Source organism: Labrys sp. 22185 (genome assembly GCF_052045555.1).
Classification (GTDB): Bacteria; Pseudomonadota; Alphaproteobacteria; order Rhizobiales; family Labraceae; genus Labrys; species Labrys neptuniae.
On record NZ_JBQEPH010000001.1, the window covers coordinates 956290 to 971146 of the forward strand.

The 14857-nt window shown below is 63.1% G+C and carries 16 protein-coding genes and 2 tRNA genes; 14 read left to right on the forward strand and 4 right to left on the reverse strand.

Going from position 1 to position 14857, the window contains the following annotated elements:
• Window positions 1-58 precede the first annotated feature (58 nt).
• Together ACTJKX_RS04435 and ACTJKX_RS04440 are read right to left on the reverse strand one after the other, a co-directional pair.
• Entirely contained in the window at window positions 59-703 is a 645-nt protein-coding gene (locus tag ACTJKX_RS04435; protein ID WP_440724480.1) for a uracil-DNA glycosylase, read from the reverse strand.
• 218 nt (window positions 704-921) lie between these two features.
• Window positions 922-1593, reverse strand: coding sequence for a LabA-like NYN domain-containing protein (locus tag ACTJKX_RS04440; RefSeq protein ID WP_440724481.1), 672 nt, complete (start codon window positions 1591-1593; stop codon window positions 922-924).
• A 433-nt stretch (window positions 1594-2026) separates the two neighbouring features.
• Here ACTJKX_RS04440 and rpoZ point away from each other — a divergent pair, with 433 nt between their 5' ends.
• Together rpoZ and ACTJKX_RS04450 are read left to right on the forward strand one after the other, a co-directional pair.
• On the forward strand, window positions 2027-2404 hold the full coding sequence (rpoZ, locus tag ACTJKX_RS04445) for a DNA-directed RNA polymerase subunit omega (protein WP_311934431.1): 378 nt from the start codon (window positions 2027-2029) through the stop codon (window positions 2402-2404).
• 179 nt (window positions 2405-2583) lie between these two features.
• On the forward strand, window positions 2584-4776 hold the full coding sequence (locus ACTJKX_RS04450; RefSeq protein ID WP_367625753.1) for a RelA/SpoT family protein: 2193 nt from the start codon (window positions 2584-2586) through the stop codon (window positions 4774-4776).
• Window positions 4777-4818: 42 nt separating this feature from the next.
• Here ACTJKX_RS04450 and ACTJKX_RS04455 read toward each other — a convergent pair whose 3' ends face one another.
• Entirely contained in the window at window positions 4819-5163 is a 345-nt protein-coding gene (locus ACTJKX_RS04455; RefSeq protein WP_440724482.1) for a hypothetical protein, read from the reverse strand.
• A 235-nt stretch (window positions 5164-5398) separates the two neighbouring features.
• Here ACTJKX_RS04455 and pyrE point away from each other — a divergent pair, with 235 nt between their 5' ends.
• The 9 genes from pyrE to ACTJKX_RS04500 all read left to right on the forward strand — a co-directional run bounded on the left by pyrE (window position 5399) and on the right by ACTJKX_RS04500 (window position 12212).
• Entirely contained in the window at window positions 5399-5989 is a 591-nt protein-coding gene (gene pyrE, locus ACTJKX_RS04460) for an orotate phosphoribosyltransferase (RefSeq protein ID WP_311934433.1), read from the forward strand.
• A 2-nt stretch (window positions 5990-5991) separates the two neighbouring features.
• Complete coding sequence (locus tag ACTJKX_RS04465; RefSeq protein ID WP_440724483.1) at window positions 5992-6774, forward strand: pyridoxine 5'-phosphate synthase; 783 nt, start codon at window positions 5992-5994, stop codon at window positions 6772-6774.
• Window positions 6771-7178, forward strand: a complete 408-nt coding sequence (gene acpS, locus ACTJKX_RS04470) for a holo-ACP synthase (RefSeq protein ID WP_367625736.1) — start codon at window positions 6771-6773, stop codon at window positions 7176-7178. The genes ACTJKX_RS04465 and acpS overlap by 4 nt, the downstream gene beginning before the upstream one ends.
• Window positions 7179-7554: 376 nt before the next feature.
• Window positions 7555-8355, forward strand: a complete 801-nt coding sequence (gene lepB, locus ACTJKX_RS04475) for a signal peptidase I (RefSeq protein ID WP_311934436.1) — start codon at window positions 7555-7557, stop codon at window positions 8353-8355.
• Window positions 8313-9026 (forward strand): signal peptidase I, encoded by a 714-nt coding sequence (gene lepB / locus ACTJKX_RS04480; protein WP_440724484.1) that lies wholly within the window; start codon window positions 8313-8315, stop codon window positions 9024-9026. The genes lepB (ACTJKX_RS04475) and lepB (ACTJKX_RS04480) overlap by 43 nt, the downstream gene beginning before the upstream one ends.
• Window positions 9023-9736, forward strand: a complete 714-nt coding sequence (gene rnc / locus ACTJKX_RS04485; RefSeq protein ID WP_440724485.1) for a ribonuclease III — start codon at window positions 9023-9025, stop codon at window positions 9734-9736. The genes lepB (ACTJKX_RS04480) and rnc overlap by 4 nt, the downstream gene beginning before the upstream one ends.
• Window positions 9737-9873: 137 nt before the next feature.
• On the forward strand, window positions 9874-10788 hold the full coding sequence (gene era / locus ACTJKX_RS04490; protein ID WP_311934438.1) for a GTPase Era: 915 nt from the start codon (window positions 9874-9876) through the stop codon (window positions 10786-10788).
• 90 nt (window positions 10789-10878) lie between these two features.
• Window positions 10879-11610 (forward strand): DNA repair protein RecO, encoded by a 732-nt coding sequence (gene recO, locus ACTJKX_RS04495; RefSeq protein WP_440724486.1) that lies wholly within the window; start codon window positions 10879-10881, stop codon window positions 11608-11610.
• A gap of 65 nt (window positions 11611-11675) precedes the next feature.
• Complete coding sequence (locus ACTJKX_RS04500) at window positions 11676-12212, forward strand: hypothetical protein (RefSeq protein WP_440724487.1); 537 nt, start codon at window positions 11676-11678, stop codon at window positions 12210-12212.
• Between the two features lie 139 nt (window positions 12213-12351).
• On the opposite strand, the gene ACTJKX_RS04505 is transcribed toward ACTJKX_RS04500, so the two are convergent.
• Window positions 12352-13125 (reverse strand): TrmH family RNA methyltransferase, encoded by a 774-nt coding sequence (locus ACTJKX_RS04505; protein WP_440724488.1) that lies wholly within the window; start codon window positions 13123-13125, stop codon window positions 12352-12354.
• Between the two features lie 214 nt (window positions 13126-13339).
• On the opposite strand from ACTJKX_RS04505, the gene ACTJKX_RS04510 reads away from it, so the two are divergent.
• The 3 genes from ACTJKX_RS04510 (at window position 13340) to tuf (ending at window position 14856) form a co-directional block, all read left to right on the forward strand.
• A tRNA-Tyr gene (locus ACTJKX_RS04510) sits at window positions 13340-13424 on the forward strand.
• Window positions 13425-13452: 28 nt separating this feature from the next.
• Window positions 13453-13526: transfer RNA gene (locus ACTJKX_RS04515), tRNA-Gly, on the forward strand.
• Window positions 13527-13665: 139 nt separating this feature from the next.
• Window positions 13666-14856 (forward strand): elongation factor Tu, encoded by a 1191-nt coding sequence (tuf, locus tag ACTJKX_RS04520; protein ID WP_311934442.1) that lies wholly within the window; start codon window positions 13666-13668, stop codon window positions 14854-14856.
• The last annotated feature ends 1 nt before the right edge of the window (window position 14857 follow it).

A 14857-nucleotide genomic window follows, 5' to 3' on the forward strand; every position in this document is an offset into this window, starting at 1 on the left:
TCCAGGGGCCTTGCTGCCAAGAGCAAGCAGGGACACCTGCGATCCCAGAAAATACCGTTCAGCGATCGAGAATGCCGCGAATGGTCTCGAAAATTGCCCGGAACATCGGCGTGGTCAGGCGGCCCGTATTCGTGTTGTAGCGGGAGCAGTGGTAGCTGTCGATGAGCGTCAGATTGCCGATCTGGTGCTGCGCGTGATGGGCAAAGGGAAAATGGGCGGGCCTGCGGCCGAGGGCGGTGACCACGCTGTCATGTCCGATCTTGCCGAGCGCCAGGATGACTTCAAGGTTCGCCATCTCCTTGACTGTATTGGCCAGAAAGGGGCGGCAGGCGGCGATTTCGCTGCCGATCGGCTTGTTCTCGGGCGGCACGCAGCGCACGGCGTTGGTGATGCGGCAGTCGACGAGTTCGAGGCCGTCGTCAGGACGCTCGTCATAGGTGCCGCTGGCAAAGCCGAAATCGCCCAATGTCTCGTAGAGCAGGTCTCCGGCCCAATCGCCCGTAAAGGGCCGCCCAGTACGATTGGCGCCCTGGAGCCCCGGCGCTAGGCCGGCGATCAGCAGCCGGGCAGAGGCCGGGCCGAAACTGGAAACCGGCGCATTGTGCCAATCGGGATGCCTGGCACGTGCCTGCAGGCGGAAGGCAACGAGCCTCTCACAGAGCGGGCAGTCGCGCCCAGGTTCTTGGAATTGGCTGGCGGTCATCGATTACTCGAGCAAAGGGCGTCTTGAAGAAACGCAGCTTGCTCTCGCTCCCTGTTTCCTAGCCAATCCAACGGATTGGCTAGGGCGTCTTTGCCGGTCCCGCCGATTCCGTCAAATCGTAAAGTGCCCGAGGCCAGGAACGAAACCGCAGTGCGGACGGAGCCAGCAGGCAGGCCCCGTCAAAGGCGGGCACCGACGGTGCGAGGCGGGTTCTCGACCTATTGATCGTCGGATTGGCCACTCGAACTCGCCGACATGAAGCCAGGGGTCTGGCCGGCGAAGCCCTGTTGAGGCGGTTGGCGGGTCGGCGCGGCGGGGCCGGCCGGAAAACTGCCGCCGGCCTGGCTGCGCACGGCCCGCTCGGACGGATCGCGGCCGATCTTGCTTTGAAGCGTGACGAGGTCGACGAACTCGTCCGCCTGGCGGCGCAATTCGTCGGCGACCATCGGCGGCTGGGTCGATATGGTGGAGACCACGGAAACGCGCACCCCCTTGCGCTGCATGGCCTCGACCAGGGAACGGAAATCGCCGTCGCCGGAAAACAGGATCATGTGCGAGATGTGATCGGCCAGTTCCATGGCATCGATGGCAAGCTCGATGTCCATATTGCCCTTCACCTTGCGGCGACCGGTGGAATCGACGAATTCCTTGGTCGGCTTGGTGACGACGGCATAGCCATTATAATCCAGCCAGTCGATCAGCGGACGGATCGACGAGTACTCCTGGTCCTCCACCAGGGCGGTATAATAGAACGCTCGCACCAGATAGCCGCGGCTGTGGTACTCCTTGAGCATTTTCCGGTAGTCGATATCAAACCCCAAGCTTTTCGCCGTTGCGTAAAGATTGGCGCCGTCAATAAAGAGAGCGATGCGTTCCTGGGTGTTGTTCATTCTTCTGCCAGTTGAGGTTCGTTCTGCTGATGCTCGGTTTGATCGGATGCGATTGAAATCGGTCTAAATTACAGTCTAGAATTAATCCCAAGGGCAACATCGAGAGGGGGCTCTCTGTGTAATCCCAGCGGAACGGCAGCAACGGCAAGTTTAGGCCCGATACATTCAGCTTGTGCCTATCGCGGTATAGAATGTCAAGGTTATCAGCATTGTCGTTAGATTGAGTGTTTTCCAATGAGAGTGTTGACAGGATTATTGCAATATCGAGACGAGCAGCCTCGATATGTAAGTCGAATGAGGTAGAACTTGCGGTCAATCTCCTTGCCTCGGAGACCCGACGATACCACGGATCGGCCTTTTGGGGTTGCACAAACTCGCCTGGCGGTGTAGTTGGCGCGCTTGATCCCAAAACACGGTACAGAAAGGCGTCGCCATGGCCCGCGTCACGGTGGAAGATTGCATCGACAAGGTCGAGAACCGCTTCGAGCTGGTTCTGCTGGCCAGCCATCGCGCCCGCATGATCGCCGGCGGCGCTGCGCTGACGGTCGATCGCGATCGTGACAAAAACCCGGTGGTGGCTCTGCGCGAGATCGCGGATGAAACCCTGACTCCGGATGACCTCAAGGAAGACCTGATCCACTCGATGCAGAAATATGTCGAGGTGGACGAGCCCGAATCGGATCCGGCCGCTCTCGCCGCCGGCGATTCCGACGACAATGTCGCCTTCGACCGCATGTCGGAAGAAGACCTGCTGCGCGGCCTGGAAGGGCTGGTGCCGCCGGCCAACAACGGCTCGGACGACGAAGAATAAGCTCTTCGCTTCCTCCCAGGCAATTTCAGCGGGCCGGCATCACCGGCCCGCTTTTCTTTTGCGCTGCACCCGTATTGAATAGCGCGATGCTTCGGTTCGATCGAAGCGCGGTAATGAGGTGAGCCGGGTGCGGCAACGCTGCCGGCGGGAGACTGTGAGTGACGGCGCCATTTCGCCTGATGCGGCAATATGAACTCGTCGACAAGGTGCGGGCTTATAACCCGGCCGTGAACGAGGATCTTCTCAACGCCGCCTATGTCTATGCCATGCAAAAGCATGGTGCCCAGTTTCGCGCCTCGGGTGATCCCTATTTTTCCCACCCCTTGCAGGTGGCCTCGCTACTCACCGATCTCAAGCTCGACGACGCCACCATCGCCGCCGCCCTGCTGCACGACACCATCGAGGACACCGATGCCACGCGCGGCGAGATCGAACGCCGTTTCGGCAAGGAGATTGCGGCTCTCGTCGACGGGCTGACCAAGATCAAGAAGCTCGATCTGGTTTCCAAGGAGGCCAAGCAGGCGGAGAACCTGCGCAAGCTCTTGCTGGCTATCGTCGAGGATGTGCGCGTTCTCCTCGTCAAGCTCGCCGATCGCCTGCACAATATGCGCACGCTCAATTTCATGCGGGCCGAGAAGCGCGCTCGCATCGCCCAGGAGACGCTGGACATCTACGCCCCGCTTGCCGGGCGTATGGGCATGCAGGATATGCGCGAGGAGCTGGAGGACCTGTCCTTCCACGAATTGCAGCCGGCCCATTATGAAACCATCGTCCGCCGCCTGGAAGGATTGAAGCGCCGCAATGGCGCATTGATCGCGGAGATCGAGAATGATCTGCGCGAGCGGCTGCAGGAGCGCGGCATCGAGGCGACGGTCAAGGGGCGGGAGAAGCGGCCCTACTCGATCTTTAAGAAAACAGAACAGAAGCAGGTCGCCTTCGAGCAACTCTCCGATATCTTCGCCTTTCGCGTGCTGGTGAACAAGGTGGAGGATTGCTATCGCGCACTCGGCCTCGTCCACACCAAATGGCCGCTCGTGCCGGGCCGCTTCAAGGACTACATCTCCACGCCCAAGCAGAACGACTATCGTTCGCTGCACACCACGGTGATCGGTCCGGGCCATCAGCGCGTCGAATTGCAGATCCGCACCGAGGAGATGCATCGCATCGCCGAGTTCGGTATCGCCGCCCACGCCCTCTACAAGGAGAACAAGGCTGGCGATAGCCTGCGTCTGGAAGGAGAGAGTCGAGCCTTCGCCTGGCTGCGCCGAACCATGGCGATGCTGGCCGAAGGCGACAATCCGGAAGAGTTCCTCGAGCACACCAAGCTGGAGTTGTTCCAGGACCAGGTGTTCTGCTTCACGCCGAAGGGCAAGCTGATCACCTTGCCGCGCGGGGCCAACGCTATCGATTTCGCCTATGCCGTGCATACCGATGTCGGCAACACGGCGGTGGGCTGCCGCGTCAATGGCCGCACCACGCCGCTGGTCTCCGAACTCTACAATGGCGACGAGGTTGCCATCATCACCGCCAAGCAGCAGACGCCGCCGGCGGCCTGGGAGACGCTGGTCGTCACCGGCAGGGCTCGGGCCGCCATCCGCCGCGCCACCCGTACGGCGGTGCGTGCGCAATATGCAGGGCTCGGCCAGCGCATCATCGAGCGCGCCTTCGAACGGCTGGAGAAGACCTATAGCCCCGATGCCTTGCAGGGCGCACTCAAGCGCCTCGCCCGCAAGAGCGTCGACGATGTGCTGACCGCCGTCGGCCGCGGCGAAATGCGTTCGCAGGATGTGGTGCGGGCGGTGTTCCCGGACTTCAAGCTCGAACAGTCGAGCCATGCCGCCGCCGGGCTCGACGAGACCTGGTTCGGCCTGCAGGGCGGCCAGAATCTGCGTTTCAAGCTGCCTGGGGGCGGGGATCCGGCCAAGGCTGCCATCCCGGTGCGCGGCCTGATGGGCGATCTGCCGGTGCGCTTTGCCGAAGGTGGGGCGGTACCCGGGGACCGCATCGTTGCCATCCTCACGCCGGGCGAGGCGATCACCATCTACCCGATCCAATCGCAGGCACTCGCCGATTTCGAGGACAGGCCGGAACTCTGGCTCGACGTGCGCTGGGATCTGGAGGCGGCACGCGCCGAGCGCTATCCCGCCCGGATTCAGGTGGTTTCGATCAACGAGCCGGGCACGCTCGCCCAGATTGCCCAGGTGATCGCTGAGACGGACGGCAATATCGACAATCTCGCCATGCAGCGCCGCTCCTTCGACATGACAGAGATGATCGTCGATCTCGAGGTCTACGACCTCAAGCACCTGCTCGCCATCATCGATGGCTTGCGGGCCCGCAAGGTGGTGAGCGAGGTTCAGCGCGTGATCTGACGACGGGCCCCGCCTTCGATCGACTCTGCTTTACGGATGGGGTTAGCTGCATTGTCCGCCGATGCTGGTCATGCCGATCACGCGCCCGAACATCAGGCTGACGAGGACGGCGCAATTGCGGTCATAGGCCAGGCCGTAGCGAGCCAGGATCCGCTTCTGCTCAGGCAGCGGGATGGGCGGCGTATCACCGCGCTGGCGAAAGTCGAGACGATTGCCGAGATAGACGAGGCGAACGGCGCCGCCTTCCGTGGCGCGAAAATCCGGCTTGCCGTAGCGCTCGACGAAAGCCTGTTCCGACGAGCCCATCGAGAACAGCGGCCGGATACCGCTGTCGCCGATCGTGCATCCGGTGAGCAGCAGCGACAGGCAGAAGATCAGTTTTCTCACGGTACTCGCGCTCCATATCTCGAAAAACAACGGGAGGTTGGCGGCTAAACCGTGTTGCGACTAGACGAAGTCTCCTGGAAGCGCAAAGGCATATCCAAAACCTCCCGTTGCCGACCCACGGGCGGGACACCGCCGTTGGCTCTTCACGAAATTTTCGACCTCCAGCCGGTGTCGGCCATTGATCTGTACGCCCCGGAAGCGTAGCCCGTACAACCGGAAAAACCAGGAGACGATAATGACGCAGGATGAGGTGCTGGCGGAATTCCGGGCGGCGGGGGCATTGCTCGAAGGACATTTCATCCTGACATCGGGACGGCATTCCGCGGTCTATCTGCAGAAGAACCTCGTCTTCATGGATCCTCCGCGCACCGAACGTCTTTGCCGCGCCTTGGCCGAGCGCATCCGCGCCGCCTATGGACCCATTGACATGGTGGTGTCCCCGGCCGTGGGCGGCATCGTGCCGGGCTACGAGACCGCGCGCGCGCTCGGTGCCAAGACGGTGTTCGTGGAACGCGAGAATGGCCAGTTCCAGCTGCGGCGCGGCTTTGCCATTCCCAAGGGCGCCCGTGTGGTGATGGTGGAGGATATCATCACCACCGGCCTGTCCTCGCGGGAATGCCTGGCCTCCATCGCCGACCAGCCGGGCGAAATCGTCGGCGCGGCCTGCCTGATCGACCGCTCGGGCGGCAAGGCCGAGCTCGGCAAGCCTCTGGTGGCTCTGGCGACCTTGGACATCCCCACCTTCGAGGCCGACAAGCTGCCGCCGGAACTTGCCAGCCTGCCGGCCGTCAAGCCCGGTAGCCGGGCTCTCGCAGGGCAGGCCTGAAGATGACCGCAACTGCTCTGCCCAAGGTTCCGCGCCCGGAGGCTCTGCGCCTGGGTGTCAATGTCGACCACGTGGCCACCGTGCGCAACGCGCGCGGTGGCCTCTGGCCGGATCCGGTCCGCGCCGCGCATCTGGCGGTCGAGGCTGGCGCTGACGGCATCACCGCCCATCTGCGCGAGGATCGCCGCCATATCCGTGATGCCGATATCCGTCGCATCCGCGCCGAAGTGAAGGCGCCGCTGAATTTCGAGATGGCGGTGACCGACGAGATGCTGGCGATCGCGCTGGACGTGAAGCCCCATGCCGTCTGCCTGGTGCCGGAAAAGCGTGAGGAGCGGACCACCGAAGGAGGCCTGGACGTGAGGGCGGGCGAGGCCAATCTGCGGATGGCGATCCCGCGGCTCAAAGGCAGCGGCATCCGTGTCTCCCTGTTCGTCGAGCCGGACAGGGCGGTGCTGGAAGCCTGCGCCGCCCTGGGTGCCGATATCGTGGAGCTCCATACGGGCACCTGGTGCGACGCCGTCGCTTCGGGGGAGACCGGCCATGCTGCTGCCGAATTCGAGCGCTTGAAGCTCGGCGCTTCCATCGCCGCGGGCCTCGGCCTTGAAGTGCATGCGGGGCACGGGCTCGACTTCGAGACCTCTGAAATCCTGGCTGCGGTACCCGAATTTGCCGAGTTCAACACCGGGCATTTCCTGATCGGAGAGGCGATTTTCGTCGGGCTCGCCGAGAGCATCCGCACAGTCAAGGCGGCGATGGCGGCCGGACGGAGCCGTGCCGGATGATCATCGGTATCGGCAGCGATCTTTGCGACATCCGGCGGATCGAGGACGCACTCGCCCGTTTCGGCGAGCGCTTCGAACGACGCTGCTTCACCGAAGGCGAGCGGGCCAAGGCCGCGGGCCGGGCCGACAAGGCCGGTACCCTTGCCAAGCGCTTCGCTGCCAAGGAGGCCTGCTCCAAGGCCCTGGGAACCGGCGTCAACGGCATGGCGGGCATTCACTGGCATGACATGGAAGTCCTCAATGCCGAGAGCGGCCGGCCCGAATTGCGGCTGAGCGGTGCGGCCTTGCGCTGCCTTGGCGACATGCTGCCAGAGGCGCATGAGGCCCATCTTCATCTCAGCCTGACCGACGAGCATCCCCTGGCGCAGGCCTTCGTGGTGATTGAGGCCCGACCGCGCGCTTGAGAGGAAAGGTTGTCCGCCGCCGCGCAATTGCCGAAATCATGCTGTTTCTGGCATCCGTCATTCCGGCGAATGATCGATGCTGTCAGGGCGTTTCGTCAGGCATGGTACGGCGCCAGACGAGGACGGACCCCGCTCTCATCCGGCGCAAGACCTCGCCTCACCACATGCCCGCGCGGCAGGCTCTGTCGTTGCACCCTCAATCCGCAGGGGTTATAGCAGCCGCAACAGGGTTGTTTCGTTACAAAGCTTCCGGAGCTTGCCTCAAGGCCGGCTCCGGAAGCTTTGCGTAATTTCAAGGTTCTTGCGGGATCTTGGATCGGAGCAATATTTCGAGGCTCCGGTTCCGCCAAGGACCGCCTCCAAAGATGGAAGATCGATGAGCGTGGCCAGCCAACCGAACAAGACGCCCGACACCAGCGGCGCCGCCAAGAAGACGTCGAAAGATGGCGGTATCGGCGAGCTCATCAAGATCATCGTTCACGCGCTCATCATCGCGCTGGTGGTCCGTACGGCCTTGTTCCAGCCGTTCAACATCCCGTCCGGCTCGCTGATCCCGACGCTCCTGGTCGGTGACTACGTCATGGTCTCCAAATACAGCTATGGCTGGTCGCGCTATTCGGTGCCGGTGATTTCCGGCATTCTGCCATCGGGCCGCCTGTGGGCGGGCGAGGGGCCGAAGCGTGGCGACATCGCCGTCTTCAAGCTGCCCAAGGACAATTCGACCGATTTCATCAAGCGCGTCATCGGCCTGCCAGGCGACCGCATCCAGATGCGCCAGGGCCGGCTGTTCATCAACGGCACCATGGTTCAGCGCGAGCAGGCTGGGACCTATCTGGTCAAGGATGAATTCGGGCGCGACAAGCAGGTGCCGAAATATATCGAGACCCTGCCCAACGGCGTGAAGCACGAGGTCATCGAGATCCAGGGCGACACTGGCTACTATGACAATACCGACGAATATGTCGTGCCGCCGGGCAACTACTTCATGATGGGCGACAACCGCGACAATTCCGATGATTCGCGCGATCTTGCCGCTGTCGGCTATGTGCCGCTCGACAATTTCGTCGGCAAGGGCCAGATCATCTTCTTCTCCGTCGCCGATGACGCCTCGCCGCTCGCTTTCTGGCAGTGGCCGTGGACCGTGCGCGGCAGCCGGTTGTTCTCGCTCATTCGATAATGACGGATCGGACCACGCCTGACGGAGTGTTGTATCGAATTCGGCCTCGTGCGAGCCGACTCGGCAGATTGCTGCTTGCCGGTGGCGCTTTGCTGTTGCTCGCCTCTTGCCGCAATTTCTCCGTGCCGAGTGGTTCCAACATCCCGACGCTGCTCGTGGGCGACATCGTGATGGTGTTGCCCTTCGGCGAGGGGCCTGCAACCGGGGCTCCCGCTCGCGGCGACATGGCGGTGTTCCGATTGCCTAAGGAGCGATCGAGCTATTTCATCAAGCGGGTGATCGGCCTGCCGGGGGATCGCATCCAGATGCGCAATGGCCGTCTGTTCATCAACGGGGACATGGTGCGGCGCGAACCAATTGGCAGCTATACATTCGAGATGGGCTTCAGCGACGACAAACAGGTGCCGAAATACCGGGAGACCCTGGCGAACGGACGCACTTATGAAGTGATCGAGATCCAGGGCGACAGCGGCTATTACGACAATACCGATGAATATGTCGTTCCGGCCGGCCATTGCTTCGTGATGGGTGATAACCGCGACAATTCCGACGATTCGCGGGATCTTGCGGCTGTCGGCTATATTCCGCTCGAGAATTTCGTGGGCAAACCCTGGCGGGTCCTGTTCTCGACAGCCAAGGCACAAATGCGTCTGTTTAAGATCATACAATGAGTTCGAAGAAGAAACCTGCGCTCGAAACACTGGAAGCCACGCTCGGCCATGTCTTTGCCGATCGCTCTCTTTTGGAGCGGGCGTTGACGCATATCAGTTTCCTCGATGGGCCAGGCCGGCTGGCGAGCTATCAGCGCCTTGAATTCCTCGGCGACCGTGTGCTCGGGCTGGCGGTCGCGGACATGCTCTACCGCGTCTTCCCCGATGACGAAGAGGGCGCCATGTCGCGCCGGCTTTCCGATCTCGTGCGCAAGGAGACCTGCGCGGCCGTCGCCACCGACTGGGGCGTCGGTCCGCACGTCAAGCTCGGCCTGGGCGAAGCCCATTCGGGCGGGCGCAAGCGTGTCACCACGCTGGGCGATGTCTGCGAGGCCCTAATCGGCGGCGTCTTCGTGGATGCCGGCTACGAAAAGGCGCGCGCCGTGGTCGAAAAGGCCTGGCGCGAGCGACTCCACGCCCCGGTTCGGCCGCCCAGCGACGCCAAGACGGCGCTGCAGGAATGGGCCCAGGGCAGGGCCCTGAAGGCGCCGACCTATCGCCTGGTCTCGCGCACCGGGCCCGATCACAATCCTCGCTTCGTGATTGCCGTCGACATCGAGACGCTGACCTCGGCCGAAGGCGAAGGCAAGTCGAAGCGCCTGGCCGAGCAGGCCGCCGCAGCCGCCTTCATGGCGCGGGAAGGCATTTCCCTGGAGGGGCGCCGCGGCTGATCGGGCTGGCGGAACGCCCACTCATGCGCCTTCGGGCTCGCCGAGCTCTCCGGAAAACGAAGAATAAACCCGGCCGCTGTGCATCATCGGCCAATCGAGCCGTATTTCGGCACGCTAATGTCTGCTAGAAAGCTGAAATGAACCAGACTTCAAACACCAGATGCGGCTTCGTCGCCTTGATCGGCGCCCCCAATGCCGGCAAGTCCACGCTGATGAACGCCATCGTCGGCGCCAAGCTGTCGATCGTCACCCACAAGGTCCAGACGACGCGTGCCATCGTACGCGGCATCGCCATGGCGGGGGATGCGCAGATCATCTTCGTCGACACGCCCGGCATCTTCCAGCCCAAGCGCCGGCTCGATCGGGCCATGGTCACCACCGCTTGGAGCGGCGCGGCCGATGCCGATGCCGTCTGCCTGCTCGTCGATGCCCAGCGCGGGCTCGACGAAGGCAATGAGGCGATCCTGGAAAAGCTCTCTGCCACCAAGCAGAAGCGCATCCTCATCCTCAACAAGATCGATGCGGTGAAGCGCGAGAAGCTGCTGGAGCTTGCCCAGGCCGTCAACGCACGACTGCCCTTCGACGAGACCTTCATGGTTTCGGCGCTGACCGGCAGCGGCGTGGAGGACCTCACCAACCATCTCGGCTCCATCATGCCGGCCGGACCCTGGCTCTATCCCGAGGACCAGATATCGGATGCGCCCCTGCGCTCGCTGGCGGCCGAGATCACGCGCGAGAAGCTGTTCCTGCGCCTGCATGACGAGCTGCCCTACGAATCGACGGTGGAGACCACGGCCTGGACCTCGATGAAGGATGGTTCGGCCCGCATCGAGCAGACGATCTATGTCACGCGCGAGGGGCACAAGAAGATCGTCATCGGCAAGGGGGGAGAGACCATCAAGGCGATCTCCATGGCGGCCCGCAAGGAAATCATGGCCATGGCAGAGGCGCCGGTGCATCTGTTCCTGTTCGTGAAGGTGCGCGAGAACTGGTCCGATGACCCCGAGCGCTATCGCGAAATGGGCCTCGAATTTCCGGTGGAGAAGCCCTGAGGCGGGTTCCTTCTGGTAGTGTCGGCCTCCTGGCTGACATCGCTGACACTCCAGGCCCCCGCGTTACTTTGCCTGGGCGAGGCAGTTCCGATGGAATGGATCGACAGCGGTTACATATTGGGTGTGCGCCGCCACGGCGAATCCAGCGTGATCCTGGAGACAATGACCCGAGATCATGGCCGTCATCTCGGCATGGTGCGCGGAGGGCGCTCGCGGACATTGCAGCCGGTGCTGCAGCCCGGCAATGAGGTGCAACTGACCTGGCGCGCCCGGATCGAGGGGCATCTCGGCCATTTCGCCGTCGAGGGGCTCACATTGCACGCCGCCCGCTTCCTCTCCTCCCGGCAAGCCCTGTTCGCCATGACCCATGTGGCGGCTCTGGTCCGCCTGCTGCCCGAACGCGATCCGCATCCCGGCCTCCACGAGGCGCTCGGCCACCTCGTGGAGGTGCTTGGAGAACCCGATCTGGCACCGGCGTTGATCGCCCGCTTCGAGCTCGAAATCCTGTCGGATCTCGGCTTCGGCCTCGACCTGGCTGCCTGCGCCGTCACCGGCCGGCAGGACGACCTCATCTATGTCTCGCCCAAGAGCGGCAGGGCAGTCTGCCGGGAAGCCGGAGCTCCCTGGCATGACAGGCTGCTGCGCTTGCCCGCCTTCCTGCGCGGGGAGGAGGGCATGCCCCAAACCGGCGATATCGCGGATGCCCTGCGGCTGACCCAGTATTTCCTCGAGCGCGATGTCTTTGCGCCGCGCGGTCTTGCCATGCCCGAGGGGCGCCGCGTCCTGCTGGAGAGTCTGGTGGTGGCGGAAGAAAAGGGTTAACCAATCCTTATTCCGCCAAAGTCGTTGGCTACCAGCGATGGAATGAAGTTTTCGAGGATGACGCCGTGACGATCCGTCCCGTTTCCCTGTTGGCGATTGCACTCGCTCTTGCCGCCCTCCCGCTAACGCAGGCCCAGGCGGGCTGGCGTGACGCTCCCTTTTACGGCGATGGAGGCTGGGACGGCGAGTTCGAGGCGCCCATGCGCCCTTATCACCCCAGGCCCGTTTATCGCGGGGACGATGGCGGCTACGAGACCCGCAGCTTTTATCCGCGCCCTGCCTATCCGCGACCGTGGGTGAGGGGGCCGGCCTATGAGCCCGATATCGACGGGTCTTATGACGTGCTGCCGGAAGAGCGCGGTCCGGCGGTGCGTCCGCTTCGCCCGCCGCGCAGTGTCGTCGGAACACCGCAGAACCTGCCGCGTCCGGCGCTGCCGAAGCCGCGCAGCGCGGCCTTGTCGGCACCCAAGAAGGTCGATCCGCCTAAGGCCCTGCCGCTAGGGATTGCCCCGAAACCGCGCCCAGAGCCGGTTCAGGAGGCAAGAGCATTGCCGGTGCCGCGGCCCAATCTCGAAAGCATGGATTTCGAGCCCCCGAAATAGGGCGGTGGCTGCCATTTGGGCGAGATTTGGAGTGTCAGCCTCCGGTTGACATCACGGGTGTCGGAAAGCGCTCGGTTTTCAGGATGTCAGCCGGGGGCTGGCACTCCGAATTCATTGCGCTCTTCCAGCAAGCGCAATGCTAGGCCGGTATCCTCGTCCGCGCGACATAGAGCGCGAGGGCCGCAGCGTTTGAGACATTCAGGCTCTTGATCGCGCCGGGCATGTCGAGCCGGGCCAGCGCATCGCAGAGAGAGCGTGTGCGCTGGCGCAGGCCCTTGCCCTCGGCGCCGAGCACGAGCGCCAGCGGCCCGCCGAATGCCGTGCCTTCCAACGTCGCCGGTCCCTCCGAGTCGAGGCCGATTCGTGTCACGCCGCTCGCCCCCATTTCATCCAGCGTATCGCCGAGATTGCGCACGGAAACGACCGGCACATGTTCCAGGCCCCCTGACGCCGACTTGGCAAGCACGCCGGTGGCTGCAGGCGAATGGCGCTCCGTGGTGATGATGGCTGCCACCTTGAAGGCGGCAGCCGAGCGGATGATGGCGCCGACATTGTGGGGGTCGGTGATCTGGTCGAGCACCAGGACGATGTCCTGCGCGCCGAGCTCCCCGAAAGCGGGAGCGGGCAGGGGGGTCGCTTCCAGATAGAGTCCCTGATGAATCGAATCGGCTGTGAGCAGACGGTCGATATCGCCCGGGCGAACGGTTTCCGGTTTGATTCGCGTTTCGACCTTCTCGTCGGCCAGCCTTTTTAGGGCGTTTTCGGTGGCGAGCAGCCGCTTGAGCTTGCGCTTGGGGTTCTGCAACGCCTCGCGCACCGGGTGCCAGCCATAGATCACCACCGTATCGAGCGTTGCCTCGCCGGCATAGCCTCGATGGTGGCCGCGATGGCCCCTGCGGTCCCTGTCCTTCATGTTTATCTCCGTTCCGGGGATTGCCCATGGCATGGCTGGCGTACCAAAAAAAGCCCTGTCCGCGATTAAGTGTAAAAACTCGTCGACAATTGTCGCCTTTTGGGTTGACAGGCACCGATCCCCTCACCATAACGGCGCCCTCTGAACGACGCGGTCGCGCCACTTGGCCGCTTCGATTTCGCAGCGGCGTCACAGCGTTGCGGAAGGACGTTTTGGAGGGGTGCCCGAGTGGTTAAAGGGGACGGACTGTAAATCCGTTGGCTCAGCCTACGTTGGTTCGAATCCAACCCCCTCCACCAAACGTCCGAGGAGCTCTGTGCTTGGTTTGCGGGTGTAGCTCAATGGTAGAGCAGCAGCCTTCCAAGCTGAATACGAGGGTTCGATTCCCTTCACCCGCTCCACTCCCCTTCGGTCGGATTTCGGGCCCCACAAGCCTCGTGCTCCATTCTCTTCTTGCACGTCGCCGCAAAAACCCCTATCGAGCCGCCCGATATTTCGCACCGGCGAAATACCCAATCCTCCAATGCTGGAAACGGGGCTATGGCCAAAGAGAAATTTGAACGCACGAAGCCGCACTGCAACATCGGCACGATTGGTCACGTTGACCATGGCAAGACGTCGCTGACTGCGGCGATCACGAAGGTTCTTGCCGAGACGGGCGGTGCGACGTTCACGGCGTATGACCAGATCGACAAGGCTCCGGAAGAGAAGGCTCGCGGCATCACGATCTCGACGGCGCACGTCGAGTACGAGACCAAGAACCGCCACTATGCTCATGTCGACTGCCCCGGCCACGCCGACTACGTGAAGAACATGATCACGGGTGCGGCGCAGATGGACGGCGCGATCCTGGTCGTGTCGGCTGCCGACGGCCCGATGCCGCAGACCCGCGAGCACATCCTCCTGGCCCGCCAGGTCGGCGTTCCCGCGCTGGTGGTGTTCCTGAACAAGGTCGACATGGTCGATGATCCGGAGCTTCTGGAGCTGGTCGAGCTCGAAGTTCGCGAGCTTCTGTCGAAGTACGAGTTCCCCGGCGACGACATTCCGATCACCAAGGGTTCGGCGCTGATGGCGCTGGAGAACAAGTCTCCGGAGATCGGCCATGACGCCATCCTGGCCCTGATGCAGACGGTTGACGACTACATCCCGCAGCCCGAGCGCCCGATCGACCAGCCCTTCCTGATGCCGGTCGAAGACGTGTTCTCGATCTCGGGCCGTGGCACCGTGGTGACCGGCCGTGTCGAGCGCGGCATCGTCAAGGTCGGCGAGGAAGTCGAGATCGTCGGCATCCGCGCCACCCAGAAGACGACCGTCACCGGCGTCGAGATGTTCCGCAAGCTGCTGGACCAGGGCCAGGCCGGCGACAACATCGGCGCGCTGCTGCGCGGCACCAAGCGTGAGGACGTGGAGCGCGGCCAGGTGCTGTGCAAGCCCGGCTCCGTGAAGCCGCACACCAAGTTCAAGGCCGAAGCCTACATCCTGACCAAGGAAGAGGGCGGCCGTCACACGCCGTTCTTCGGCAACTACCGTCCGCAGTTCTACTTCCGCACGACGGACGTGACGGGCGTGGTGACGCTGCCGGAAGGCACGGAGATGGTGATGCCGGGCGACAACATCGCCATGGAAGTCAACCTGATCGTGCCGATCGCCATGGAAGAGAAGCTGCGCTTCGCCATCCGTGAAGGCGGTCGTACCGTCGGCGCCGGCGTCGTCGCCGCCATCATCGAATAAG